The 24085-nt window shown below is 45.9% G+C and carries 22 protein-coding genes; 10 read left to right on the top strand and 12 right to left on the bottom strand.

The window, feature by feature from the left end; all coding sequences use genetic code 11:
- Nucleotides 1–51: 51 nt before the first annotated feature.
- From IM475_RS04195 to IM475_RS04175, 5 genes are all read left to right on the top strand, one after another.
- Nucleotides 52–909: a glycosyltransferase gene (locus IM475_RS04195; RefSeq protein ID WP_287726783.1), complete on the top strand. Its 858-nt coding sequence runs from the start codon at nucleotides 52–54 to the stop codon at nucleotides 907–909.
- Between the two features lie 505 nt (nucleotides 910–1414).
- On the top strand, nucleotides 1415–2395 hold the full coding sequence (gene cysK, locus IM475_RS04190; protein WP_287726782.1) for a cysteine synthase A: 981 nt from the start codon (nucleotides 1415–1417) through the stop codon (nucleotides 2393–2395).
- The gene (gene epsC, locus IM475_RS04185; RefSeq protein ID WP_287726781.1) at nucleotides 2392–3351 is read left to right on the top strand and encodes a serine O-acetyltransferase EpsC; all 960 of its coding nucleotides are present in this window, start codon (nucleotides 2392–2394) and stop codon (nucleotides 3349–3351) included. The genes cysK and epsC overlap by 4 nt, the downstream gene beginning before the upstream one ends.
- A 76-nt stretch (nucleotides 3352–3427) precedes the next feature.
- Nucleotides 3428–4360 (top strand): family 2A encapsulin nanocompartment shell protein, encoded by a 933-nt coding sequence (locus IM475_RS04180; protein WP_002750434.1) that lies wholly within the window; start codon nucleotides 3428–3430, stop codon nucleotides 4358–4360.
- On the top strand, nucleotides 4326–6032 hold the full coding sequence (locus tag IM475_RS04175; protein WP_287726780.1) for a family 2A encapsulin nanocompartment cargo protein cysteine desulfurase: 1707 nt from the start codon (nucleotides 4326–4328) through the stop codon (nucleotides 6030–6032). Before IM475_RS04180 ends, IM475_RS04175 begins: the two co-directional genes overlap by 35 nt.
- Nucleotides 6033–6268: 236 nt before the next feature.
- On the opposite strand, the gene IM475_RS04170 is transcribed toward IM475_RS04175, so the two are convergent.
- The 7 genes from IM475_RS04170 to IM475_RS04140 form a co-directional block, all read right to left on the bottom strand.
- Nucleotides 6269–7078: a DNA adenine methylase gene (locus IM475_RS04170; RefSeq protein ID WP_287726779.1), complete on the bottom strand. Its 810-nt coding sequence runs from the start codon at nucleotides 7076–7078 to the stop codon at nucleotides 6269–6271.
- Nucleotides 7079–7150: 72 nt separating this feature from the next.
- Complete coding sequence (locus IM475_RS04165) at nucleotides 7151–7726, bottom strand: Uma2 family endonuclease (RefSeq protein ID WP_287726778.1); 576 nt, start codon at nucleotides 7724–7726, stop codon at nucleotides 7151–7153.
- A 212-nt stretch (nucleotides 7727–7938) separates the two neighbouring features.
- Nucleotides 7939–8535: a GUN4 domain-containing protein gene (locus IM475_RS04160; RefSeq protein ID WP_002746508.1), complete on the bottom strand. Its 597-nt coding sequence runs from the start codon at nucleotides 8533–8535 to the stop codon at nucleotides 7939–7941.
- A gap of 77 nt (nucleotides 8536–8612) precedes the next feature.
- Nucleotides 8613–8858, bottom strand: coding sequence for a YlcI/YnfO family protein (locus IM475_RS04155; RefSeq protein ID WP_004162257.1), 246 nt, complete (start codon nucleotides 8856–8858; stop codon nucleotides 8613–8615).
- Nucleotides 8855–9283, bottom strand: a complete 429-nt coding sequence (locus tag IM475_RS04150) for a putative toxin-antitoxin system toxin component, PIN family (RefSeq protein WP_271925585.1) — start codon at nucleotides 9281–9283, stop codon at nucleotides 8855–8857. Before IM475_RS04150 ends, IM475_RS04155 begins: the two co-directional genes overlap by 4 nt.
- A 160-nt stretch (nucleotides 9284–9443) precedes the next feature.
- The gene (locus IM475_RS04145; protein ID WP_287726777.1) at nucleotides 9444–11375 is read right to left on the bottom strand and encodes a transglycosylase domain-containing protein; all 1932 of its coding nucleotides are present in this window, start codon (nucleotides 11373–11375) and stop codon (nucleotides 9444–9446) included.
- Between the two features lie 152 nt (nucleotides 11376–11527).
- On the bottom strand, nucleotides 11528–12013 hold the full coding sequence (locus tag IM475_RS04140; protein WP_287658637.1) for a pentapeptide repeat-containing protein: 486 nt from the start codon (nucleotides 12011–12013) through the stop codon (nucleotides 11528–11530).
- A 214-nt stretch (nucleotides 12014–12227) separates the two neighbouring features.
- Here IM475_RS04140 and IM475_RS04135 point away from each other — a divergent pair, with 214 nt between their 5' ends.
- A complete protein-coding gene (locus IM475_RS04135; RefSeq protein WP_287726776.1) occupies nucleotides 12228–12992 on the top strand; it encodes a YebC/PmpR family DNA-binding transcriptional regulator in 765 nt (254 codons plus the stop codon).
- 113 nt (nucleotides 12993–13105) lie between these two features.
- Here the strand turns inward: IM475_RS04135 and IM475_RS04130 are convergent, their stop codons facing one another.
- A complete protein-coding gene (locus IM475_RS04130) occupies nucleotides 13106–14287 on the bottom strand; it encodes an RtcB family protein (protein WP_287726775.1) in 1182 nt (393 codons plus the stop codon).
- Nucleotides 14288–14647: 360 nt separating this feature from the next.
- Here IM475_RS04130 and dnaK point away from each other — a divergent pair, with 360 nt between their 5' ends.
- Together dnaK and gltS are read left to right on the top strand one after the other, a co-directional pair.
- Nucleotides 14648–16552, top strand: coding sequence for a molecular chaperone DnaK (gene dnaK / locus IM475_RS04125; protein ID WP_287726774.1), 1905 nt, complete (start codon nucleotides 14648–14650; stop codon nucleotides 16550–16552).
- 138 nt (nucleotides 16553–16690) lie between these two features.
- Nucleotides 16691–17899 carry a sodium/glutamate symporter gene (gltS, locus tag IM475_RS04120; RefSeq protein ID WP_287726773.1) on the top strand — a complete coding sequence of 403 codons (1209 nt, stop codon included), beginning with the start codon at nucleotides 16691–16693 and terminating at the stop codon, nucleotides 17897–17899.
- 73 nt (nucleotides 17900–17972) lie between these two features.
- Here gltS and IM475_RS04115 read toward each other — a convergent pair whose 3' ends face one another.
- The 3 genes from IM475_RS04115 to IM475_RS04105 all read right to left on the bottom strand — a co-directional run bounded on the left by IM475_RS04115 (nucleotide 17973) and on the right by IM475_RS04105 (nucleotide 21213).
- Nucleotides 17973–18935 (bottom strand): protochlorophyllide reductase, encoded by a 963-nt coding sequence (locus IM475_RS04115; RefSeq protein WP_159254004.1) that lies wholly within the window; start codon nucleotides 18933–18935, stop codon nucleotides 17973–17975.
- A 219-nt stretch (nucleotides 18936–19154) separates the two neighbouring features.
- A complete protein-coding gene (locus tag IM475_RS04110; protein ID WP_287726772.1) occupies nucleotides 19155–20156 on the bottom strand; it encodes a CsgG/HfaB family protein in 1002 nt (333 codons plus the stop codon).
- A 73-nt stretch (nucleotides 20157–20229) separates the two neighbouring features.
- Complete coding sequence (locus IM475_RS04105; RefSeq protein ID WP_271935202.1) at nucleotides 20230–21213, bottom strand: succinate dehydrogenase/fumarate reductase iron-sulfur subunit; 984 nt, start codon at nucleotides 21211–21213, stop codon at nucleotides 20230–20232.
- 531 nt (nucleotides 21214–21744) lie between these two features.
- On the opposite strand from IM475_RS04105, the gene IM475_RS04100 reads away from it, so the two are divergent.
- Nucleotides 21745–22131, top strand: a complete 387-nt coding sequence (locus tag IM475_RS04100) for an AbrB family transcriptional regulator (protein WP_002795460.1) — start codon at nucleotides 21745–21747, stop codon at nucleotides 22129–22131.
- A 374-nt stretch (nucleotides 22132–22505) separates the two neighbouring features.
- Complete coding sequence (locus tag IM475_RS04095; RefSeq protein WP_287726771.1) at nucleotides 22506–23300, top strand: CPBP family intramembrane glutamic endopeptidase; 795 nt, start codon at nucleotides 22506–22508, stop codon at nucleotides 23298–23300.
- On the opposite strand, the gene IM475_RS04090 is transcribed toward IM475_RS04095, so the two are convergent.
- Nucleotides 23283–24080 carry a Tab2/Atab2 family RNA-binding protein gene (locus tag IM475_RS04090; protein WP_287726770.1) on the bottom strand — a complete coding sequence of 266 codons (798 nt, stop codon included), beginning with the start codon at nucleotides 24078–24080 and terminating at the stop codon, nucleotides 23283–23285. The genes IM475_RS04095 and IM475_RS04090 overlap by 18 nt on opposite strands.
- Nucleotides 24081–24085 lie beyond the last annotated feature (5 nt).

The following is a 24085-nucleotide window of genomic DNA, read 5'->3' as shown; positions in this document are numbered from 1 at the left end:
GCTATTCTCTAACGATTTTTAATTACCAGTGACTCCTACCTTTTATCTGTAATGATTTATATATTGACCGTTAACTACAATTGCGCGGAATTAATTCAGCGTTTAATCGCTTCCCTCGACGATGATTTATCTGCTACTCTCATCATTATTAACAATTCCACTGAAGATAAAAATATCCAATCTTTAGCATCGGAAAGAGTCAAGATTATTGAAGCGGGGGAAAATTTAGGATTTGGGAAAGGATGTAATCTGGGACTTAATTGGATTTATCAACAAGACAGAGAAGCTATCGTTTGGTTAGTTAATCCCGACGCTTACTTATTACCGGACTCTCTGGAGAAAGCCAGCAAATTTTTTCAGCAATATCCCGAAGTTGCCATCGCTGGTACAGAAATTTACGAACCGGATGGTAAAATCTGGTTTGGTTGGGGAAAATTTAATGCTAAAATCGGCACAATTAACGTGGTGGAGGAATCCTTAGACTATCGAGATAAACCCTATCTAATTCCCGACTGGGTGACGGGATGCAGTTTATTAATTAACTTCTCGAATTTTTCCACTTGTCCCCATTTTGATCCCGATTACTTTCTCTACTACGAAGACTTTGATTTTTCCCGAAGATACGCAAATCAAGGCTATTTAGTCGTTGTTACCAATCAGATTAAAATTATTCATGAACCATCTTCTATCACCCGTCGCTATGGTTATCTAAGACTAACTCATAATATCTATAGTTATCTTCTCAGTCTCGAAAAACATACGACTTTAACTATCCTTGTTTATCGCTTGCTGCGGATGAGTTTTATGTCTTTACTGATCCTTCCCATTAAACCCAAATTCTCCCTAGCTAAGTTAGAAGGAATTCAACTCTATGGTCAAAGAATTATCACTAAACTGCGACTAGGTTGAACCCCTTAGTTTTGCGGCTTCAGGCATTATTCTTGCTCAATCCTGTTTAAAAGCTATAGGAGAGCGGCGAGTGGCTTATCTCCACTTCCCGCCCTCCTATACCTTGATTCTTCAACCACAGCGATCGCCTACCCCCCCTAATTAGGGTTTGCGGCAAAAAGTTTTTCGTGGGGGTAGGGTGTGGGGTGTGGGGTGTAGGGTGTAGGGTTTTACCCGTTTTCAGAGGGTCAATTACCTAATTTTCGGGGAAAAAGTACCTGAATTTTCCCCCCGACCACTCCCATGGCGGGCACTTTTTGATTTCAAAAAAGCCTAAAGATATTATCCAACAAGGTTTTTAGATTTATTCAGCAACCCCTAATTATAAAGATTTGTTTAGCTTGACCAGAGGTTGATAGTGCGTAGGCTAAGATGAATTGTAAATGGATTCAAAATGAATTTCAAATGAATTCAAGATGAGCCAATCTGGTGAACTGTCGTATTTTGATCATGGAGTTGCCATTTTGTGAGTAAGAAATGGTTCGCAGATAACAGTTTGTCGATCGGGCGGACTCCTCTAGTGCGCCTTAATCGAGTCGTTGGCAACAGTCACGCCACGGTTCTGGCCAAGATTGAAGGTCGCAATCCAGCCTATTCAGTCAAATGTCGTATTGGTGCGGCCATGATCTGGGATGCGGAACAACGGGGATTATTGGGGCCGGGCAAAGAACTGGTGGAACCCACCAGTGGCAATACAGGCATTGCCCTAGCCTTTGTGGCCGCCGCTAAGGGGATTCCCCTGACCCTGACCATGCCTGAAACCATGAGCTTGGAGCGGCGCAAACTGTTGCTCGCCTATGGAGCCAATCTGGTGTTAACAGAAGGGACCAAGGGCATGACCGGAGCGGTGGCAAAGGCAGAAGAAATTGCCGCATCTAATCCCGATCGCTATGTGTTGTTGCAACAGTTCCGTAATGCGGCCAATCCCCGCATCCATGAGGAAACCACCGGCCCCGAAATTTGGCAGGACACAGATGGGGCGATCGATATTCTCGTGTCGGGTGTGGGAACGGGCGGAACCATTACGGGAGTTTCGCGCTATATCAAAAAGACCCAAGGAAAACCGATTTTATCGGTAGCGGTGGAGCCAGAAGCCAGCCCGGTACTATCCCAAGCCCGGGCAGGTCAGCCCTTAAAGTCCGGCCCCCACAAAATTCAGGGCATTGGGGCGGGGTTTGTTCCCGAAGTTCTGGATTTATCCCTCGTGGATGGGATTGAAACCGTTTCCAACGAAGAGGCCATTCTTTATGCCCAACGGTTGGCCAAGGAAGAAGGGATTATCTCCGGCATTTCCTGCGGTGCCGCCGTCGCCGTCGCCGCTCGTTTGGCACAACAACCCGAACACCAAGGCAAAACCATTGTCGTGATTTTGCCAGATTCCGGAGAACGGTACTTGAGTTCCATCCTATTCCAAGGGGTATTTAATGAGCAAGGGTTAGTGGCATGACGAGCGAGCATCCGAGCGGTTCCAGCGCTCTCTCCCAACCCACCTTGTCCTTGGATCTCGATGAGATTATCACTCAATTGTCCAAACCTCGTGGCGAGTCGTTCCACAGTTGGTATCAATCACGAAGCCATTTTCCCTTGCCCTCCCGTGAGGCCTTATTTCGGATTGTCGATCGACTGCGTGCCGTTCTCTTTCCCTATCACTTTGGCAATCCCGATTTAGGCGAAACGTCCAGCCGCTATTTTATCGGTCATACCCTCAATGAAGTCCTACAACTGCTGCATCACCAAGTTTGTCGTGAACAGTGGTTGCTGGGGTCGCAGTTGCACTGGTCGTCAGACCAGATTGAGAAGCACGCCCAAGGAACGGTACAAGCCTTTGCCACTCAATTACCCCATCTGAAGGCTCTACTGGAAACCGATATCACGGCGGCCTATCGAGGTGATCCGGCGGCCAGAAATTTAGATGAAGTATTGTTTTGTTACCCCGGGGTAACGGCAATCACTTACCACCGCATTGCCCATGCCCTGTATCGGTTGGACTCGCCCCTGTTGGCGCGGATTATCAGTGAAATTGGTCATTCCTTAACGGGGATTGACATTCACCCCGGGGCCTCGATCGGCAATAGCTTCTTTATCGATCATGGGACGGGGGTGGTGATTGGGGCCACCACGGTGATTGGCGACCGCGTGCGCCTTTACCAAGCGGTCACGCTCGGCGCGAAAAGTTTTCCCCGGGACGAATCGGGCAGTTTAATCAAAGGTCAAGCCCGTCATCCGATTATTGAAGATGATGTGGTGATTTACTCAGGTGCAACGATTCTCGGTCGGGTAACTATCGGTCGGGGCGCCACCATCGGTGGAAATGTTTGGTTAACCCGCAGTGTGCCGCCGGGGGGTTTTGTCTCCCAGGCGCAACTACGACAGGAAATGTTTGATGACGGCTCGGGAATTTGAGGGGCTGTCCTGACTGTGAATGTTCGGCCATAACAGTCGCTTTGTTACTTTTTTTTGAATTGGAGGATTTAAATCAATGACCTATACCCAAGATCATGAATTGCAACTGGCTTTGGGAGATGCTGCCGCTCGGCAGTTGGCCAATGCCACAAAGACCGTTCCTCAGTTATTGACCATTTCACCCCGGTGGTTCGTTCGCCTCTTGCATTGGCTACCCGTTGAAGCCGGGATTTATCGTCTCAATAAAGTCAGGGATGCCTCCCGGGTTGAGGTGGCTTGCTCTGAACGAGATGAGCGGGAGCTGCCCGAAACCTTTGTGGATTACGAAGAGACCCCCCGGGAGTATTTCTTGAGTGCGGTGAATACGGTACTGGATGTTCACACTCGCGTGTCCGATCTCTACAGCAGTCCCCACGATCAGATCCATGAACAATTGCGCCTGACGATCGAAACCCTGAAGGAACGTCAAGAAAATGAGTTGATCAACAACCATGAGTACGGATTGCTCAACAATATTGTTGATTCCCAGAAAGTGCAACCTCGCAATGGTGCGCCCACGCCGGACGATTTGGATGAGTTGCTGGTGAAGGTGTGGAAGGAACCGGCATTTTTCCTCGCCCATCCTAAAGCGATCGCGGCCTTTGGCCGAGAAGCAACCCGACGGGGTGTACCCCCCGCTACGGTGTCATTATTTGGCTCTCAGTTTATTACCTGGCGGGGCGTGCCTTTGATTCCTTCCGATAAGTTGGCCGTGAATGAACAAGGCAAAACCAATATTTTGTTATTGCGGGTAGGAGAAAGCCGTCAAGGGGTGGTCGGTCTCTATCAGCCCAATTTACCCGGTCAACAGGGAGTTGGCTTGTCGGTGCGATTTATGGGGATTAGTCGCAAGGCGATCGCCTCTTACCTGGTCTCCCTCTACTGTTCGTTGGCAGTGTTGACCGACGATGCGGCGGCCGTACTGGAGAACGTTGATGTCAACCAATACCACATCTACGACTATGACTAACCCCGAACTGATCCCTGAAAAGGCGGCGGGGAATCTACCCTCTGTATCCCCGCCCACCACTGCCCCAACTGAGGTCGAGAACATTTCTCTTAACCCCTTATTCCAACCTGACCTTCTTGAGCATCTCGCCCAGACGATAATTCAAGAACTACAACGGCACGACCTTAAGGCCGAGGTGGCGAAGGGGTTGAGTACAGATCGGGATTATCTGGTGCCATCCGCCGCAGCAACCTCCCCAGCTACTGTGGGCGAACGGCCCACAGTTCCCTTCGACGTAGCTCAGGGTAAACCCTTGGCTGTACCCTTAGCAACCCCCTCTTTCTACTTCATTGAGGAGTTAGAAACAAAAATCCCCGACCTTCCGGCGGTAGTGGCCAAGCCTGAACAGCTTGTTCAAGTCCCAGCGATCGATCCCCTTTTTGTCCCCCAGGCAAGCGGGCGAAGCGTTCAAAGACCTAGCTTCTTTGATGTTCATACCATTCGCCAGGATTTTCCCATCCTGCAAGAACGGGTGAATGGCAAACCCTTGATCTGGTTCGACAATGCCGCAACAACTCAAAAGCCCCAAGCAGTCATCGATCGCCTCGTTCATTTCTACAGCCATGAAAATTCCAATGTGCATCGTGCCGCCCATGAATTAGCGGCTCGCTCCACAGATGCTTACGAAGCGGCCAGAGAAACGGTACGCCGTTTTCTCAATGCCTCATCTGCCAACGAAATCATTTTCGTGCGGGGGACAACGGAAGGCATTAATCTGGTGGCAAAAAGCTGGGGACAACAAACCCTGCAAGCGGGGGATGAGATTGTCCTCACCCATCTGGAACACCATGCCAATATTGTGCCTTGGCAGCAACTAGCCGCCCAAACGGGAGCAAAGTTGCGGGTTGTCCCCGTGGATGACCACGGGCAGATTTTACTGGCAGAGTACCAACAATTACTCAACTCCCGCACAAAACTGGTGGCCTTTTCCCATGTTTCCAATGCCTTGGGAACCATTACCCCCGCCAAACAAATCATTGACTTAGCCCATCGGGTCGGAGCTAAAGTCTTGTTAGATGGCGCTCAATCGGTTTCCCACATTCCGATCGATGTTCAACAATTAGGGTGTGATTGGTTCGTCTTTTCCGGGCATAAAGTCTTTGGTCCCACAGGGATCGGGGTACTTTATGGTCAAGAAGACCTGTTGAATGCCACGGTTCCCTGGCAAAGCGGCGGCAACATGATCGTGGATGTGACGTTTGAGCGCACCGTGTATCAGGCGGCTCCCACTCGCTTCGAGGCCGGAACGGGCAATATTGCCGATGCCGTTGGCTTAGGGACGGCCTTGGATTATGTTCAGCAGATTGGTTTGGCCACCATTGCCAATTACGAGCATGAACTTCTGGAGTACGCCACTGCGGGACTGACAACCATTCCGGGCCTGCGTTTGATTGGGACGGCGGCCGATAAGGCTGCCGTGCTTTCCTTTGTGCTGGAGGGATTTGATGTGGAAGTTATTGGACAGGCCCTGAACCGGGAAGGGATTGCCGTGCGGGCAGGCCATCACTGCGCTCAACCCATTCTGCGACGCTTTGGTATCGAGGCAACGGTGCGCCCTTCCTTGGCTTTCTACAATACTAAAGCCGAGGTGGATGCGCTGGTGGCTGCGTTGGAACGTTTGCAACACGAATAAACTGACTGGAATAGGTGCGGCAGCTTGTACACCTATTCCAGTTCCCCCTGAACTGCCACCTATTTAAAATGTATAGGAGGGTGGGGAGCGGGTTTTTCAAGTTGGATTGGAGTTAATCATCCTATTAAAAACGGATTTGTCTGACTTTCCTAGGAAGGCTGATGAGGATTTTTCCAAATCTTCATCAATAATGCCGGCTAAATTATGGTAGATAAATACTCCACTACAATCTGGCACTAATAATTTTTGATCATTAATTCTCTACCAGATGCCGCCGATCCTTGTTTATAGTTATTCATGCCATACTGAAGATTCCACTCGATAATATGGGCAAAATTAAAGAGGTTTCGTATCTCTGGACAATCATCGTAGGTAATTAACCATTTAGCCTGACATTGACGCATATTATCGGCAAAACGTTGATGATCGAAGCTGGTATGTAAATTCCCTCTTACGCCGTACAAACGGGATTTTGTGGCACTATAGTAGGGGGGATCGAGGAAGATAAAAACTTCTTTTCCCTCAGCAAATAATAATTCTTCGTAGTCTTGGTTAGTAATTTTTACCGATGCTAATAACGGCGCAATTTGAGTTAATCTGGCAATTGATGAATCAGTAAATCTACTGGTAAAAGCCGCTTGGGAATAACCCCCCGAATCCACTGTTCCCGAAAAAGTAATCCGATTTAAGATAAAAAAACGCACTGCTTTCTCAAAGTCGGTTAACTTTAAATCTTCCCTTGTCAAATCTTGAAATAATTCTCGCCCGCTATCATATTTCTGTTTAATTTCTGTTATTTTTGCTACCAATAACTCAATATTTTCTTGAGCGCATTGCCAGAAACAATATAAATCATAATTTAAGTCATTAATCCAATAGGTTTTTATTTGTTGTCCAAAGAGTTGCTTAACAGCAAAAAACACAGAACCACCACCAAAAAAAGGTTCTCGATATTCCCTAATATTCACAGGAATTTGGGGCAGAATTTGCTTAATTGCCCGGGATTTCCCCCCGGGATAACGCAAGGGACTTTTAATTTTTGACATTTTATACTAAATCCGTTTATTATTGAATTTCGTCTAACGACCAAGTTAGTTCTTGTGCTTCTCCCCAGACTTCTACTTACTTTGTCTAGCTTGACCAACTTTTAGCCAGGCAAAGATTTGTTGTGGAGTCAGTGTCAACTCAACCCCTGCAATTACCTTAAGTTGGTGATCCCCTCTGCAAACTTCCGGCTCTTGTTGGGGAGTAAACATTAAAACAGAATAATCATCTGGATCAAGCATCCATCCTAATTTACTGCCATGTTTTAAACAATGTAGAATGTTGTCAATTACACGGTTTACCTTTTGATCTGGTGAAAGAATTTCGATAGTCCAATCAGGTGCTTCCCTAAAGTCGTCCTCTGGTTCACCTGCTTGATTGAGGTTAATTCGATTCCATGCAATTACCGCCACATCAGGAACGATCGAACGCTCGCCGAAGGTACATCGCAACTCAGGTAAAGCTGTATAATCAACAGTATGGCTGTCAACCGCAGCTAAAAGACATTTTTGCAGGATAGAGTGTCGAGTCTTAGGCATGGGTTTCTGAATTGCGACTCCATGCAAGTATTCCCATGCTGGAGAATCCTCCAAATATGGCAATTTGAGGAAATCTTCAAGGGTGAGACTCTCAGTCAAGGAAGTCGTCATCGGTTCAAGCAAAGGTTTTTTTGTGACTTTATTATAAATGAACTTTATCTGGGTTGCTTACCGACGATTCAGGTATATTTGAGGAGAATTTGCCCTCTCAATCAAATGGGTCGATTTCTTAACTATTCTAACTGACTGGTATCACTGGAAATGCCCACGGGGATCACAAAATTGGCCAATTGTCAATAGCATTTGAGATGCTCTCACCTTGGTTATGGCGCTTCCCACTCTTTCTTTTCTAGACACTCTGCAATTCGATATGTGTTTGCAATTCCTCCTATTTTTCCATGAGATCCTAATATTGGTAAATGGCCATATGGAGCATTCAGAGAAAAGTTAGGATCTTTTCCTTTTTTCCATCCCACTGCACTGCGAAACCTATGGTAAGCCTCTGAATTCTCATCAGTTAAATAGGGTTCACCGCCTTCACTTTTCCATATTTTTTGCTGAGTATCAAAGCCAAATCTGCCTTGACTTGCTTTTGACCACAAATCTTCAATAATCAACAAATCTTTGCAAGGAAATTCTTTCATAGTTTTTGTATCTATAAATCCTTCTCCTTCTCTATTGACCGTTTGCAACATTAGTCTTAGAGTCTCTCTATTAGCGTCCTCCCACCTATTTTCTTTAAGCAGTTTACGAAGACATGAATAATAAGCATCTCTGTTTGACGAAAATCCCTCCATAGGTTTACAAGTTACAAAGTGGCGATCATAGAAAAAATAGACAAAACCCATAATTGTAGCCAAAGCTGATAGAAAAGCTACAATTTCGATAGTAGTATGAATACCTAACTTTTTCCCAGACATACAGTCTCTCAGCTAGTCAAACGGTTGAACTCACCCGCCTTGTCAAAGTCTAGCAGAAAGTCGGGTGCAGTGATATGTCAGACAGTCGGCAGCCGGTCATAGGCTTCTGGCTCAACATCGGGAACTTTTGTTAAGATTGCCTGATACTTTTCTCGACTTCCCTTTTTGGACCTTTCTATTAGGTAATTTTCTGTCATCAACGCTGAAAGTTTCTCAGCGATCGCAGTAGAGATAAATTGATCGATCGAAATTCCATCACGAGCCGCTAGATCATCTAAACTTTTCTGTAATGAGTCGGGAATTTGAACTTGGATGGTACTCATGGTAACTTACCTATTAATCGTAGGAAACCTGAAGGCTCAAGCAGAGATAAACCAAATTGCTCAACACCAGCAAAGTCACGGGTGTTATATGTGATTATACTCTGACATCCTGCTTTAACTGCAAGCTCCAATACCATATCGTCTTTGGGATCACGCAGAAATGGTCGCCACAGGAAGAAAATTTTATGAGGTATCCCCACCGAGCAATAGAAATCAATTAAGTCATCTACTTCTTCTCGACTTAAATAGAGATTGGGCAACTCCCGCAATAGGACATCTGTATATTCCAAGACGAGAGGAACAGATAAGTGCATATCAAATTTTCCTGTACCTATAAGGCTAAGAAGTTGAAACGCACTTCCACGCCTAGATCTTAATCCAGCAATAATGACATTGGTATCAATAACAATCTGAGGTAACGACATTCGCAACTGGGCAACGATGATTATTGGTACAGTTACATCTTAACTTTATCATCACAGAACAAAAATAGCGTGGGTTTCATTTTTGAATTGGCGCTCTTACAAAAACCTAGCCACCTTTACTCGATCGATAAATTACGATCAAACCAATTAGATTAACCATCTACTTAACTGTTGGTTTGCGGAATTTGGAGGGAGAAGGAAAATATTCTACCCGTTCATTTTTGAGTGCTTGTGCCATGAAATCGCGCCAAATGGGAGCGGCAAAACCGCCACCGGTGATACCTTTACCTAAAGTGCGATTTTGGTCATCTCCAATCCACACTGCGGTGGCTAATTGGGGAACATAACCGACAAACCAGACATTTTTCTCGTTATCGGTAGTACCGGTTTTTCCCGCTGCCGGACGACCGATTTGAGCCGAGGTTGCTGTTCCCCCTTGAATAACTCCCTGTAGGACAGAATTGAGGGAAGCGGTGGCCCAGGGGTCTAAAACTAGCTTCGGTTTGGGTGTATTATCGAGCATGACGTTACCCCGGCTATCAGTAACACGCATGATAAAGGTAGGCTTAGAATGCCAGCCATTACTGGCAAAAGTAGCGTAGGCCCCCGCCATTTCCAGAGGAGTCACATCCACCGATCCCAAAGGTAAAGAAGTGACGGCAATTAAAGGACTCTCGAAACCCAGCAGACGACAGACTTCAATGACTTTATTGATCCCGACGCGACGACCGAGAATAACTGCGGGAATATTCAGAGACTGCATCAGAGCGCTACGCAGGGAAACCGGACCAGAAAAGCCGCCACCGTAGTTTTTTGGGCTATAGAAGCCGCCAGCCTCGCGAAAACGGACGGGAGAATCATTAACTACCGTTTCGGGGGTAAAACGACCACTAGCGAAGGCAGTATAATAGACGAAGGGTTTAAAAGCTGACCCCGGTTGACGACGGGATTGAATGGCCCGGTTTAATTGACTTTTATTGTAATCAACACCACCGACGAGCGCCTTGACGAAATGGGTGCGGGGATCCACTGCGACTAGAGAAATTTGTAGGTCTTTGGTGCGAATACCGCGACGACGCAAGCTATTATAGGCCCTTTGGATGGTGGACTCGGCCATGTTTTGAAAGTCGAGATCGATCGTAGTTTGAATCCGCATTCCCCCTTTAGTTAGGGTTTCTTTGCCAAATTTTTGCCGCAATTCTGCCACCACTGCATCGGTAACGTAGGGTAATTTACTTTCTTGCCAAGCGGTGGGTTTACCCAGTTTCAGAGGTTCCTTGAAAGCGGCCTCTTCCTGTGCGGGGGTAATCCAACCTAAGCTACGCATCCGACTGAGAACCAGTGCCTGTCTTTCCTTGGCGGTTTTATAATTATTAAAAGGACTATAAACTTCCGGCGCTTGGATTAATCCGGCCATCATCGCCGATTCTGCTAAATTTAACTCGGAGGCGGGTTTATTAAAATAACTTTTAGCGGCGGTTTGCACTCCGTAATTATTATGACCCCAATAGATATTATTGAGGTACATTTCCAGAATGTCATTTTTGCTAAAAACCTGTTCCACTCGTACTGCCAGGACCGCCTCGGCTAATTTACGGCTAACGGTGCGCTGATGGGAAAGAAAGATATTTTTGACTAACTGCATGGTGATAGTAGATGCACCTTCCACCACACCGCCACTTTTCCAGTTAGCGACTACTGCCCGGCCGATACTATTAGGATTAATACCACGATGGTGATAAAAATGGCTATCTTCGATCGCCATCACTGCGCGTTTCAGATTGGGAGAGATTTGATCGAGTTCCACCACTTCCCGATTCGCTTCCCCGTGTAAGCTGGTCAGGGGTCTGCCTTTAACATCGTAGATATAACTGGTTTCCGTGGGGACGTAACCGCGTAAAATCCTCACATCGGGTAGATTGCGGTAACTAATCGCCAATCCTACCACAGCCCCAGTCACCACGGCCGTGGATACCATCAACAGGCCGAGAACAGTTCCCCCCGCGACTCTAGAGACTCCTTGGAAAAAGCTATCCGAGTCACTACTGGGTTTCTGCTCTTTGTCTTGATTGCCGAGGGTACTGGTGGACACGATGGTTACAATTTCCTTTTTCCAAGAGGGGACTGATCGATCGAACTGACTGACTTGAAAGTCTATTCTAAAGGTTTTGTTAAAAAATCGAATACTAGCTTACAGCAATTATGGCCGATCTGGCTCTAGTTCGATCGGTCATGACAGCGTGATTAGGGACAAAATAGGGTATCGCGGGTATTTCTGCCAGTTACTGGGTTAGTTCCCGTCGCTCTCTCACAAAGATATTTTTCCACATCCGAGCGAATAATTGCATCGGTAAAATCGGCCCCGTCGATAATTGCACCTTTGATTAAAATGTTAGTGGCGAAAGCTCCTTCGAGAACGGCATTGGTAAAGTTGGCTTTGGTTAAACGGGCCGATTCTAAATCCACATTTCTCATATTGGCATCGCTAAAGTCGGCCCCCTCCAAGTTGGCAGAAAAAAAGCGCACTCCTTCTAGATTGGCATGACTAAAGTTACTACCGCGCAGATTAGAGTGATCGAAGGTGGAATCGCGCAAATCCTGCCCCGCAAAGTCGTTATCGGTCAAATTGCGGTTATTATAACTTAGCGCTTGGGCCGGAGCCACAGAGAATAATAATACTAATATACTAGCAAACAAGGTTAGTAGAGTTTTGCGAGAAAATTGCGCCATATTGCCACCTGATCAATCAACCTTTTCTATAATAAGCTGTACTGGATTTAAACCGCCTATCGGGAATTTTAGTACAAATGCTCGAACTGGCCGCCCCCCTATAGTTTCTACACAGGATTTATTATCATTACCCTGCACTCGTTGACAATTATCCCCAGATTTACCAAGGGCGATCGATCTGCTAGATTTTTGATGTTGGATATCTTAGACAGATATGGCTGGTCATAGTAAATGGGCAAATATTAAACGACAAAAAGCCCGGGTTGATGCCAAAAAAGGGCAAACTTTCACCCAGTTATCCCGGGCCATTATCGTGGCTACGCGTAACGGTGTTCCTGATCCGGCGGGCAATTTTCAGCTACGCACGGCGATCGAAAAAGCCAAGGCGGCCGGTATTCCTAATGACAATATCGAAAGAGCGATCGCTAAAGGGGCGGGAACTTGGGAAAATGACTCAGCTTTTGAGGAAATTCGCTACGAGGGTTATGGTCCCGGGGGTGTGGCGATCCTGATCGAAGCACTGACCGATAATCGCAATCGCACGGCTGCGGATCTGCGGGCGGCTTTTAGCAAAAATGGCGGTAATTTAGGTGAAACGGGCTGTGTGGGCTGGATGTTTGACCATAAGGGCGTAATTCGCCTTGAGGGAACTATTGATGAGGATAAGCTTTTAGAAGCTTCCCTAGAGGGCCAGGCCCAATCCTACGAGTTTTTTGACAGTGAGGAGGAAGGTCAAGGAGCAGAAGTTTTTACTGAGGTGTCTAACCTGGAGAAATTGAATAAGGTTCTGCAAGAAGCGGGATTTAAGGTCAAAGAAGCAGAATTACGCTGGATTCCCACTAATACCCTAGAAGTGAGCGATCGAGAACAGGCCCGTTTTTTATTCAAGTTAATCGACACCCTAGAATCCCTCGATGATGTGCAATCGGTAACGGCTAATTTTGATTTAGTCGAGGAGTTGATGTTAGTGGATCTGTGATCCTAAATTCCTAGACTGCTCACTGATTCTGGGCCTGATCAAGAGATAATCTGTCCCCAAAATCGCGTAAAAATTCGGGTTCCGTAAAAATCGATCGCTCTGGCCATGATTTGTTAACCTTTGACACACATCACCTGCTTGAGAGTGGCGACAATTTCCACTAGATCCGCCTGTTGATTCATCACCTCTTGGATCGGTTTATAGGCCCCCGGAATCTCATCAATAACGCCCTCATCTTTGCGGCATTCAACCCCTTGGGTTTGGGCGATTAAATCATCAAGAGTAAAGGTTTTTTTAGCCAGATTTCTCGACATCAAGCGCCCGGCCCCGTGGGAACAGGAACAGAAGCTATTATGTTCGCCTTTGCCTTTGACAATATAAGATTGCGCTCCCATGGAACCGGGGATAATACCATAATCGGTTTCTCTGGCGCGGACGGCTCCTTTTCGGGTGACATAAACCTCCTCCCCAAAATGAATTTCTTTTTCGGCATAATTGTGATGACAATTAACTACTAAGAGGGGTTTAGTTGGTTTGCCTCCCGCTAGATGTTTTTCAACAATGCGTTTAAATCTAGCCATCATAATTTCCCGATTATAACGGGCATATTCCTGCGCCCATTGTAGGTCATGCCAGTAGGCGGCAAATTCTTCTGTACCGGCAACAAAGTAGGCCAGATCGAGGTCAGGTAATTTACCTTCTGCTAGTTTTGCTAACTCTTTGGCCGTATCAATATGACATTGGGCCAGTTGATTACCAATACCTCTAGAACCGGAATGGAGCATTAACCAAACTTGATTGTCTGTATCTAAACAAATTTCGATAAAGTGATTACCACCCCCCAGAGAACCCATTTGTTTAAGGGCTTTTTTCTCTAGGTTCTGCACGCCTCGATGAATCTGTTTAAATTCCGCCCATTTTGGCCATTTAGTTACTTCCCGATCCACTTCTTTATTTTCCGCAAAACCGACGGGAATATTCGCCTCTACATCGAGGCGAATTTTTTTGAGTTTTCCCTGCAATTGTTCGCCAGTAAAAGGCATTTTTAGGGCAGCCATGCCGCAACCAATATCGACTCCGACGGCGGCAGGAATTACGGCATCTTTGGTGGCAATCACCGAACCGACTAAAGCGCCTTTACCCAAGTGAACATCGGGCATTAAAGAAATGTGTTTATAAACAAAAGGTAGGGAAGCGACATTTTTGGCCATTTGGGTTTCTTGGGGTCCTAATTCATGCCCCGCCCAAGATAAAATCGGTGTCGGTGTGGAAATATCCAGAGTTTCGTAAGCCATAGTTGTTAGGAAATAATCAGGTAAAAAGCCGATGTAACTAAGACAATAAGGCAATTGAGATTCTGCGATGAATTAGATAAATTGTTATCAGTGATCGTGTTTGAGCACAGAGGATAAGCTGTTGACTATCTAAATTACTCGTTCAGACTGCCCTCCGGGAGAATTTTTGACTTTCACCGCAGGTTTACCGACTACTGTAATACTACCAAAAAGGTTCGGATACCTACACTATCGAGAAAGCGGGGTTATTTTGCACTATAGAGATAACGAAGGAACTGATAGGGGTGGGTATCGCCTAAAAACCGAGTACAGTTCCGATTCTAGAAGTCACTATAGTTGTATCGGAGCAGCACAAAGATTATGGGAAAAGTAGTTGGAATTGACTTAGGGACGACTAACTCCTGCGTCGCGGTTATGGAAGGGGGCAAACCCACCGTTATCGCCAACGCCGAAGGATTTAGAACCACGCCCTCAGTCGTAGCCTACGCCAAAAGTGGCGATCGCCTAGTAGGACAAATCGCCAAACGTCAAGCGGTAATGAACCCGCAAAATACTTTTTATTCCGTCAAACGCTTCATCGGCAGGAAATTCAACGAAGTTACCAACGAAGCCACAGAAGTATCCTACAAAACTCTCCAAGACGGCAACGGCAACGTTAAATTAGACTGTCCCGCCCAGGGCAAACAATTCGCCCCCGAAGAAATTTCCGCCCAGGTACTGCGGAAACTGGTGGAAGATGCCAGTAAATACCTCGGCGAAACCGTTACCCAAGCAGTCATCACCGTACCCGCTTATTTTAATGACTCCCAACGTCAAGCCACCAAAGATGCCGGGAGAATTGCTGGGATTGACGTTCTCCGCATTATCAACGAACCCACTGCCGCCTCTCTTGCCTACGGATTAGACAAAAAAGCTAACGAAACCATTCTTGTTTTTGACTTGGGTGGGGGAACCTTTGACGTATCGGTTCTAGAAGTGGGTGATGGTGTCTTTGAAGTTCTCGCCACCTCTGGAGATACTCATCTCGGTGGTGATGACTTCGATAAAAAAATCGTTGATTATTTAGCCGGAGAATTCAAAAAAGTTGAAGGAATAGATCTCCGTCAAGATAAACAAGCCCTGCAACGTCTCACGGAAGCGGCAGAAAAAGCCAAAATTGAGCTTTCTAGCGTTACCCAAGCGGAAATTAACCTGCCCTTCATCACCGCTACCGCCGAAGGACCAAAACACCTAGATACCACTTTAACCAGAGCTAAATTTGAGGAAATTTGCGCCGATTTAATTGATCGCTGTCGGATTCCCGTCGAAAATGCCATCCGTGATGCCAAAATCGATAAATCTGCCCTCGATGAAGTGGTTCTCGTCGGTGGTTCAACCCGGATTCCCGCCGTCCAGGAATTAGTTAAAAAAGTTCTGGGCAAGGATCCCAACCAAAGCGTTAACCCCGATGAAGTGGTAGCCGTCGGTGCCGCTATTCAAGGTGGTGTCCTCGCCGGTGAAGTCAAAGATATTCTTCTGCTTGATGTTTCGCCCCTGTCTTTGGGTGTGGAAACCCTCGGCGGTGTGATGACGCGGATTATTCCCCGCAACACCACTATTCCCACCAAAAAATCGGAAGTTTTCTCCACGGCAGTAGATGGACAAACTAACGTGGAAATCCACGTCCTGCAAGGGGAACGGGAAATGGCCAAAGATAACAAGAGTTTGGGAACTTTCCGACTCGATGGCATCCCTCCCGCTCCTCGTGGTGTGCCTCAAATCGAAGTGGTTTTCGACATCGATGCTAACGGTATTTTAAATGTCACCGCTAAGGATAAAGGTACAGGAAAAGAACAATCGATCAGCATCACCGGCGCTTCTACCTTGCCCCAAAATGAAGTGGAACGCATGGTTAATGAGGCAGAATCGAACGCCTCGGTCGATAAGGAACGTCGCGAACGCATTGAACGCAAAAATCAAGCTGATTCCCTCGTTTATCAAGCTGAGAAGCAGTTAGCCGAGTTGGGCGATAAGGTTCCTCCATCTGAGAAAAATAAAGCCCAGGCATTGATTAAAGATCTGAAAGAAGCGATCGCTCAAGACGATGATGGTAAGATCAAAACCATCCTACCGGAATTACAACAAGCCCTCTACGCGATCGGTAGCAGTATGTATCAGCAAGGGGCCCCTAGTAATCCCACCGGTGGCAATGATGACAATGGCCCCTCTGGTGGTGCTGGTGGCGGCGATGATGTCATCGATGCGGAATTCTCCGACGCTAAATAAAAATTAAGTTCCTAGCTTCGGGAAGGACACAAGGTAACTTGTGTCCTTTTTTCGTTGCGGCTTTCTTACAGATAAGGTTGTTAATGAAAATTAGGACTAAACTTAAGTAGAGCATCTTGGAGAACTAAGATTAAGAAAATGGAAATTTACCAATTTAGCCAACGCCAGACAATTATTATGGCTATTCTAGTCCTCTATCTCGGTAAGTATTTAACCAAAAATATCAAATTTCTGCGAGATTATAACATTCCTGATGCCGTTGCTGGTGGTGTCTTAGCTTCCTTATTTCTCGGTCTATTTTTTGCTGTTTTTAAATGGCAAATCGAATTTACCCTTAATGTTCGGGATGCCCTGTTAATCGTTTTTTTTACTACTATCGGGCTGTCCTCAAAACTAAAAACCCTGCTGCAAGGGGGGAAACCCTTGCTAATTTTATTAATAACCGCCGTGGTTTATCTCATTCTACAAAATTTAGCTGGGTTAGGAGTGGCAAAAGTGATGGGATTGGATTTACCCATCGGTTTGATTGCTGGTTCCGTTTCTTTGAGTGGGGGTCACGGGACTGCCATTGCTTGGGCTTCTATTTTTCGTGATAATTATGGCATCGCCAAAGCATCAGAAATCGGTGTAGCTAGTGCTACTTTTGGGCTAGTTTTAGGGGGAATTATTGGCGGACCGGTGGCTAAATGGTTAATTACTAGAAATCGACTGCGATCCAATAATCAAGACCAAGATTTAACGGTGGGAATTAAACAAAGCCAGAGGAATGTCAATATCGATTACAATACAATGCTCCATTCAATCTTGGTAATTGGTTTAACTATCGGTTTAGGTAATCAGATTAACTACTGGGTAACTACGCTTGGTTTAAAATTACCAGATTTTGTCACCTGTTTATTGGCAGGAATTATCCTGACTAATACCGTACCTTTGCTATTGAAACGCTTTCCTTGGCCCGCTAATACGTCCTCTTTAGCCTTAATTTCTGATGTTAGTCTCGGTTTATTCCTATCTATGTCCTTGATGAGTTTACAATTATGGACATTGATCGATTTGGCCGGACCGATTGCTATCCTGTTATTAGTGCAGTTCTCACTCAGTATTATTTATACTGTTTTACTGGTCTTTCCCTTAATGGGAAAAAACTATCATGCTTCAGTAGTTTGCGCCGGTTATTTGGGTTTAACTCTAGGGGCAACTCCCACAGCTATCGCCAATATGACAGCGGTAACGGAAAATTTTGGGGCTTCTCCCCAAGCATTTATTATTGTTCCTTTGGTGGGGGCATTTTTTATTGATTTGTTTAATGCTTTTATCATCCAGCAATTTTTGAATTTTCTGACTTAAAAATTTTTACCGATCAAGTGATTATTGAGGACACAAGTTACCTTGTGTCCTTTTTCAGGCTCAAAATCAGAAATTAGGCTAATCCGACTAATTTAGCGCTGTATTCCCACATTTTTGCGCCTCTTTCATCGTCGCGAGCTTGAGGAGAAACCCTTTGTACAAAGGATTTACCCTCTTTTTTCTGACGATTGCCCCAACTCCAGTAAGCGCCAGATTGACGGTATTCGGGGTCAGCAACCACCATAGCGACTCTTTCCCCAGCTAATTCTTGGGAAACATAGCCACCGGTGATATTTTTCTGGAACCAGGGGAAAAACTGCTGGAAAAAGGGGTAATGGTTGCGGAAAAGGGGTGTATCGGCCACACAACCCGGATAGAGGGAAGTAAAAGTGATTCCGGTGGATTCGTGATAGCGTTTGTGCAGTTCCCGCATGGTGAGAACATTACACACCTTACTATCTTTGTAGGCTTTGACCGATTCAAATTTTTTGCCGTCGGCCATAGTAATCGGCTCTTTGAAACCCTTGGCAAACCCTTCTAAATCGCCCAAATCGGGACGAGGAGGAATTTTACCGCCTAATTCATCGGGATTATGGGTGACAGTGCCGAGAATGACTAAACGGCGGTCGGGAGAGGGAGAATTTTTTAGATCTTCCAAGAGCAAATTCGAGAGCAGGAAATGACCTAAATGATTGGTGGCCATGCTCAATTCATAACCGTCGGGACTTCTTAAGGGTTCTTTGAGCAAAGGCAGATAGATAGCGGCATTGCAGACTAAAGCGGTTAGAGATCTGCCCAAGGCCCGGAAATTTTTGACGAAGCGCCGGACGCTATCGAGGGAACCGAGGTCGATAAATTCAATACAGTAGTTATCCCGGGGAATGTTCAATTCCTTGGCCGCCTGTTCCATTTTCGGGATATCCCGACAGGCCATAACCACAAACCAACCTCTTTGAGCAAGGGATTTAGCGGCGTAGAGACCGACTCCAGAAGTTGTCCCAGTAATGATCACCGTGGGTTTTTGATCTTGTACCATTTTTTGATAGTTTTCGTTAATCGCTCTGGTCTAGGGAATATCCAAGGGATTCCAATCATAAATTCTATCGGTTGTCTTACCTGACCCCCAGGTTCGCTTTACATAACTTCAAATTTTCGTGAGTGTTCACTTATCAGTGATCAGTTATCAGTGATCAGTGATCAGACTTGAGTTTTAAGTTTACCGATCTTCCCACTCCCCACTTTCCCACCTCCCCAATTAACGAATCGGTTTAGCTAAATCACCGATTTTAAAACCATTACCGGTAATGATGCGACCGACGCTAGATTGACCATCAGCTTCGACAATTTCGAGAGTGCCAATCGGTTGAGTAATCTGACGAATAACCTTACCCGTTTGGGGATCCTTGACCGTTTGAGTCGTCCTTTCGATGGAAATGCGTAAACCAACACGATAACCCTCTCCCGTACCTTTATTGAGAATTACCTGATTTCCCGCCACGGCAGCCACTAAAGCGGTGACAGTCGGGAGCGAGCGAGGTGTAGCGGCGATTTGGTCGGCTTTATTGTTGAGATTATCCACCACCTGCGCCACTGCCTTATCGGTGGCAATACTGAGTAATTTCCCTTCGTTGGAGGTTTGGGAACCACCCCCAACGCCTAAAACCACGGTTGAACCATCGGATTGATTGGCAGTACCATCTCCCTGAGCGGTGGTAATAATTTCGGCCGTGGTGGTATTAATTGCCCGGACATTTAACTTGACAAAAGCATCGGTTTCTGTCTTGGCGGTGCTAAAAATAATAAACGAGCCACCAGATTGTTTTTTTTGTAAATCGAATTGGGTAATCGAACCGATAATCACCACATCTACCCCCAAAATTTGCCCGATTTGAGCGGCGGTAGCGGCATCTACCCGTCCCGAAGCTCCCAAATTCTGTTCTCTGAGGACAGCATCAATGCGACTGCGCTCAATGACTGTATAGCGACCACTTTCCACCAATTTATTGACGAGAATATCACTGACACCACTGGCCCCACCATTGAGAAATGTTAACCACTGGGGATTACTGAGACCGCTATAATCGAAGTCTAAAACCGCTACTCGCACCTTTTCGCTTTTTTGGGCTAATAGTAAAGGTAAATCGTTAGAGATAGCTTGGGAGAAAGCCGGTGCGTTGAAGCTAAAACCCAAACTAGAAGCGACTCCCACAAGGGTGAGCAGGGCAGAAAAACCACGGATACTATCTCGATCAAACATGATAAGGGGTTCTCCAGTCAAATAGAATATAGATCATAATACATCTGAAAATTGCTCTAACTATCGAGAGTGATCAAGAGCGAGAATTTTGAATGGCAGTAATTAAACCTCTCACTTCCTCGGTTCCCTCGGAAGCTTCAAAGGAAGTGGGAAATTTACCCTTAGCAATCATCCGCAATCCCAAGGGGGCAATACTTAATAAACCCTGTAAATCGCGCCAATAATTGCCCAGCACATAGAGTCCGAATTGGCGTTCATCAACCCATCCCCCTGCTTTGACTAATTCCACTAAAACTTTTCGGTGACGAATGGGACGACTACTATCGGCCGACTTGCGAGCGAGTATTTCCTGTTTAATTTTACTAATCTGATCCATGGGGGCCACTTCCATGGGACAAACCGCATTACAGAAATAGCAACGGGTACAACCCCAAACCCCGGCGGTGCCTTGGTTATAAAGTTCTAGGCGACTTTCCTGATTACCATCGCGGGAATCTGCTAGGGTGCGCTGCGCTTTTGCTAAAGCGTGGGGACCGACAAAATCGGGATTCACTTGCTTGGCATTACATTCCGAATAACAGGCCCCGCACATAATGCAGTTACCCATCTGATTGAGATTGGCTCTTTCTTCCGGAGTTTGCAGAAATTCTCGTTCGGGAATGGTGCGTGCTTGACTACTAATATAAGGTTCAACCTTTTCTAAATCGTCCCAAAACGGTTGCATATTGACGATTAAATCCCGGATAATTGGTAAATTACCCAGAGGGGCGATCGTGATTTCGGGAATTTCTCCGGCATCTTTTTGGCTACAATGGTTTAATTCACTGGCGATATTTTTTTGACAAGCCAAGGCCGAACGACCGTTAATTTTCATCGCACAGCTGCCACAAATTGTATTGCGGCAATTTTTACGAAAGGCCAAAGTTCCATCAAGTTCCCATTTGATGCGATTAAGGCAGTCGAGAATTGTATTTCCCGCCTCCACCTCTAGGGTAAAATTTTCTAGGTAAGGGGTGTCGTTGGGTCGTTGACGCAGAATTTTAAAAGAAACTTCCATACTCGGCACGGGGATGAGGGACTCCTAATACTCAGGATAATCGATGTTAACGGGCCAAAGGGGAGCTAGTAATGGTAATTAATCCTTAAGATTTTCCCGGTCGGTTTAGCCAAGGAGTGGGTATCTAGGCCTAATGATAGATGGGCAAGTCGATGGAAAACAGTTTAATCACCCCGGATTTACTGCTCTGGGTCATTAGTTTTTTGCCAACTACAACCACAAGTATAGTTTCTCAATTCCTTGCTCGGTATAGCTTGATCGGTTTTATGTCCTCACTTTCTCCTCCCTGTTTTCCTCGCACCCGACCAAAAATTGCGAGAGTCTTAACCAAAAATTTCCTCTCCCCCACAAGGTTTACACTTACTACCTAGTCCGGGGTCTTCTTAGCACGATTGTCATCACCGAACCATCAGTTTTAAAAAATTTATTATTCCCCTCTAGACATTTTTGGCAAGATTTTTGGTATGATCAATTTGTCAGTGTAAACTTAATTGACAGTCAGTCAAAAATCAAGGGACATTTAAAAGTACCATGAGTGATATCTCTCCTACTCCCCTAACCGGGAAAGCTCTACTACAAAAAGTCAAAGAGTTGGCCCACTTACCCCGTCGCGAAACGGCAAAACGTTGTGGTTACTACTCCCAAAGTAAAGATGGTCAAGTTCGGGTCAATTTAACCGACTTTTACGATGCTGTTTTGGGTGCAAAAGGCGTTCCTCTCGATCCCGAAGGCACTAAAGATGGCCGCGGCCGCGAACCCACTTTCCGGGTTAGTGTCCACAAAAATGGTCAAATCGTCATCGGTTCCACCTATACCGAACAAATGAACTTGCAGCCCGGCGATGAATTTGAAATCAAACTTGGCTACAAGCACATCCACCTCAAACAAATGGAATCAGAAGAACCAGTAGAAGCTTAAATAGGTTACGGAGTAGGGATAAGGATAAAAAAAATCGGCAGTCAAAAGGGCTAGTTTTGACAAGACCGACCAAAAAGACAATATAGATTCTTATCCCTAATTCTAACCCCTGACCGCCTCTTTCATCAACTCGAGGGGTTTTCCTTAAGCACTTTTTCTTCTTTTTCGCAACCCCCTAGGGATGGATTTTTGTTGGAGCTAGGCTTTTCCAGAGCAAAGTTCCACAGTTATCGTATGCCTAGGGGTTTGTTTTATGGGTGTTAGGGGTAGGGGGTAGGGAAATGGTGAAATGGGGGGATAGGGAAATTTCAACTAATACCCCACACCCCACACCCCACACCCCACACCCCCACTTCCATAACACCTAATTGACAATGGACATTGCTGCCTTAATAAAAATTATTATTTTCCTGTTAGTCTGGTTAATTCTCTGGCTGCCCATTGCCATTGGTTTAGGGAGTCGTTTGGGATGGCAACCGCTGCAAGGGACAAAACCTGACCAAAAATTGCCCCTGGTGGCCTCTCTTTACGTCTTGGCTCCCTTAGTTATCTGGGGATTATTGAAGATAGAGGGGAGTAGCCTCGATAATTACGGATTAATTTGGTCATTTTCCCTATTTATCTCCCTAACTAAAGGATTAATCCTGGCAGTGGTGGGATTAGGGATAATTTTTTTTCTAGAGGGGATTTTGACATGGGTACATTGGCAGCCCAAAAACCTAACTCGTGCTTTTTCCTTGAGTTTACCCCTGTTGATAGTGGCCCTCTGGGTGGGTATTACCGAGGAATTAATCTTTCGGGGCATCTTTTTGAGCCAATTAAGCCAAGAATACGGTTTTTGGGTGGCGGGAGCCATTTCTAGCCTAATTTTTGCCCTGCTGCACCTGCTTTGGGAACGTCAGCAAACGCTGCCGCAACTACCCGGTTTATTTCTGATGGGGATGGTTCTGGTCTGGGCGCGGGCGATCGATCATGGTAGTTTAGGATTAGCTTGGGGACTTCATAGCGGTTGGGTGTGGGGATTGGCCTTGCTAGACAGTGCCGAATTGATGTCTTACAGCGATTCTGGGTTAGCTTGGGTTAAAGGTATCTATAACCAACCTTTAGCGGGTTTAGCCGGCATTCTCTGCCTCTTGGGGACAGCTTGGGGGTTAAACCTGCTTCAGTAGCCAAAAGCCGGTAAAAGTGCGACCGGAATCATCCGGTTGTATGAGGAGAAAGTGCAAACCTTGGCTTTCCTCTTTGGTTGCTTGATAAGCATTGGCTGCCTGGGCCACTTCTTCATCTTCGTAGGTGAGAAAAATCCAACGCTCATTGAGGCCCGATTCTAAGACTAAACCGCCCGATCGCCCCGTTTCTGTGGGAATATGATCGATAAATACCGGGTTAATTTCCCCCAGCCAACGAGCGATCGCCAGAGATTTTTTACCACCGGTAATAACCACACCGGGGATCATTAAAGTGGAGGCTAAACCTAATTTTAAAGGAGAAAAGGCCTCTGGCAGGGAAAGAATCGGTATTCTGCGATCGCCAAAAAAGTTAACTAAATCAAGGGCGGGAAAACGAGCAAAACGCCACTCTTGACCTAAAAATTGGTCTGGTAGGGGTTGCGGTGGAGGAGAGTCGATATTGATGGGGATTTGCCGCAATTCTAGCTGTTTTTTCAGGGTATTAACGTGACGGGTTAACTCAATTTTGATCTGTAAATTTTGACCGGCGAGGAGAAATAAATTGGCGCATTGGGGGCGAAAAACTTGGATAATTTCTGGGGAGGAGACTTGACAAGCTTGCTGTAACTGTTGAGTTAACCAGTCACTATTAGCTTGGGATTGGGGACAGGAATTTTCATAGATAAGATGACCGAGAGGATCGAAAATGAACAATTGCCAGACTGGGCCAAGAGAAGGAGAAGATGAAGATTTATAAAAATCCGCTTGCCAAATAGTCATAATTC

Source organism: Microcystis sp. M061S2, from assembly GCF_020245605.1.
Lineage (GTDB): Bacteria > Cyanobacteriota > Cyanobacteriia > Cyanobacteriales > Microcystaceae > Microcystis.
This window is presented reverse-complemented; position numbering and strand designations above follow the sequence as displayed.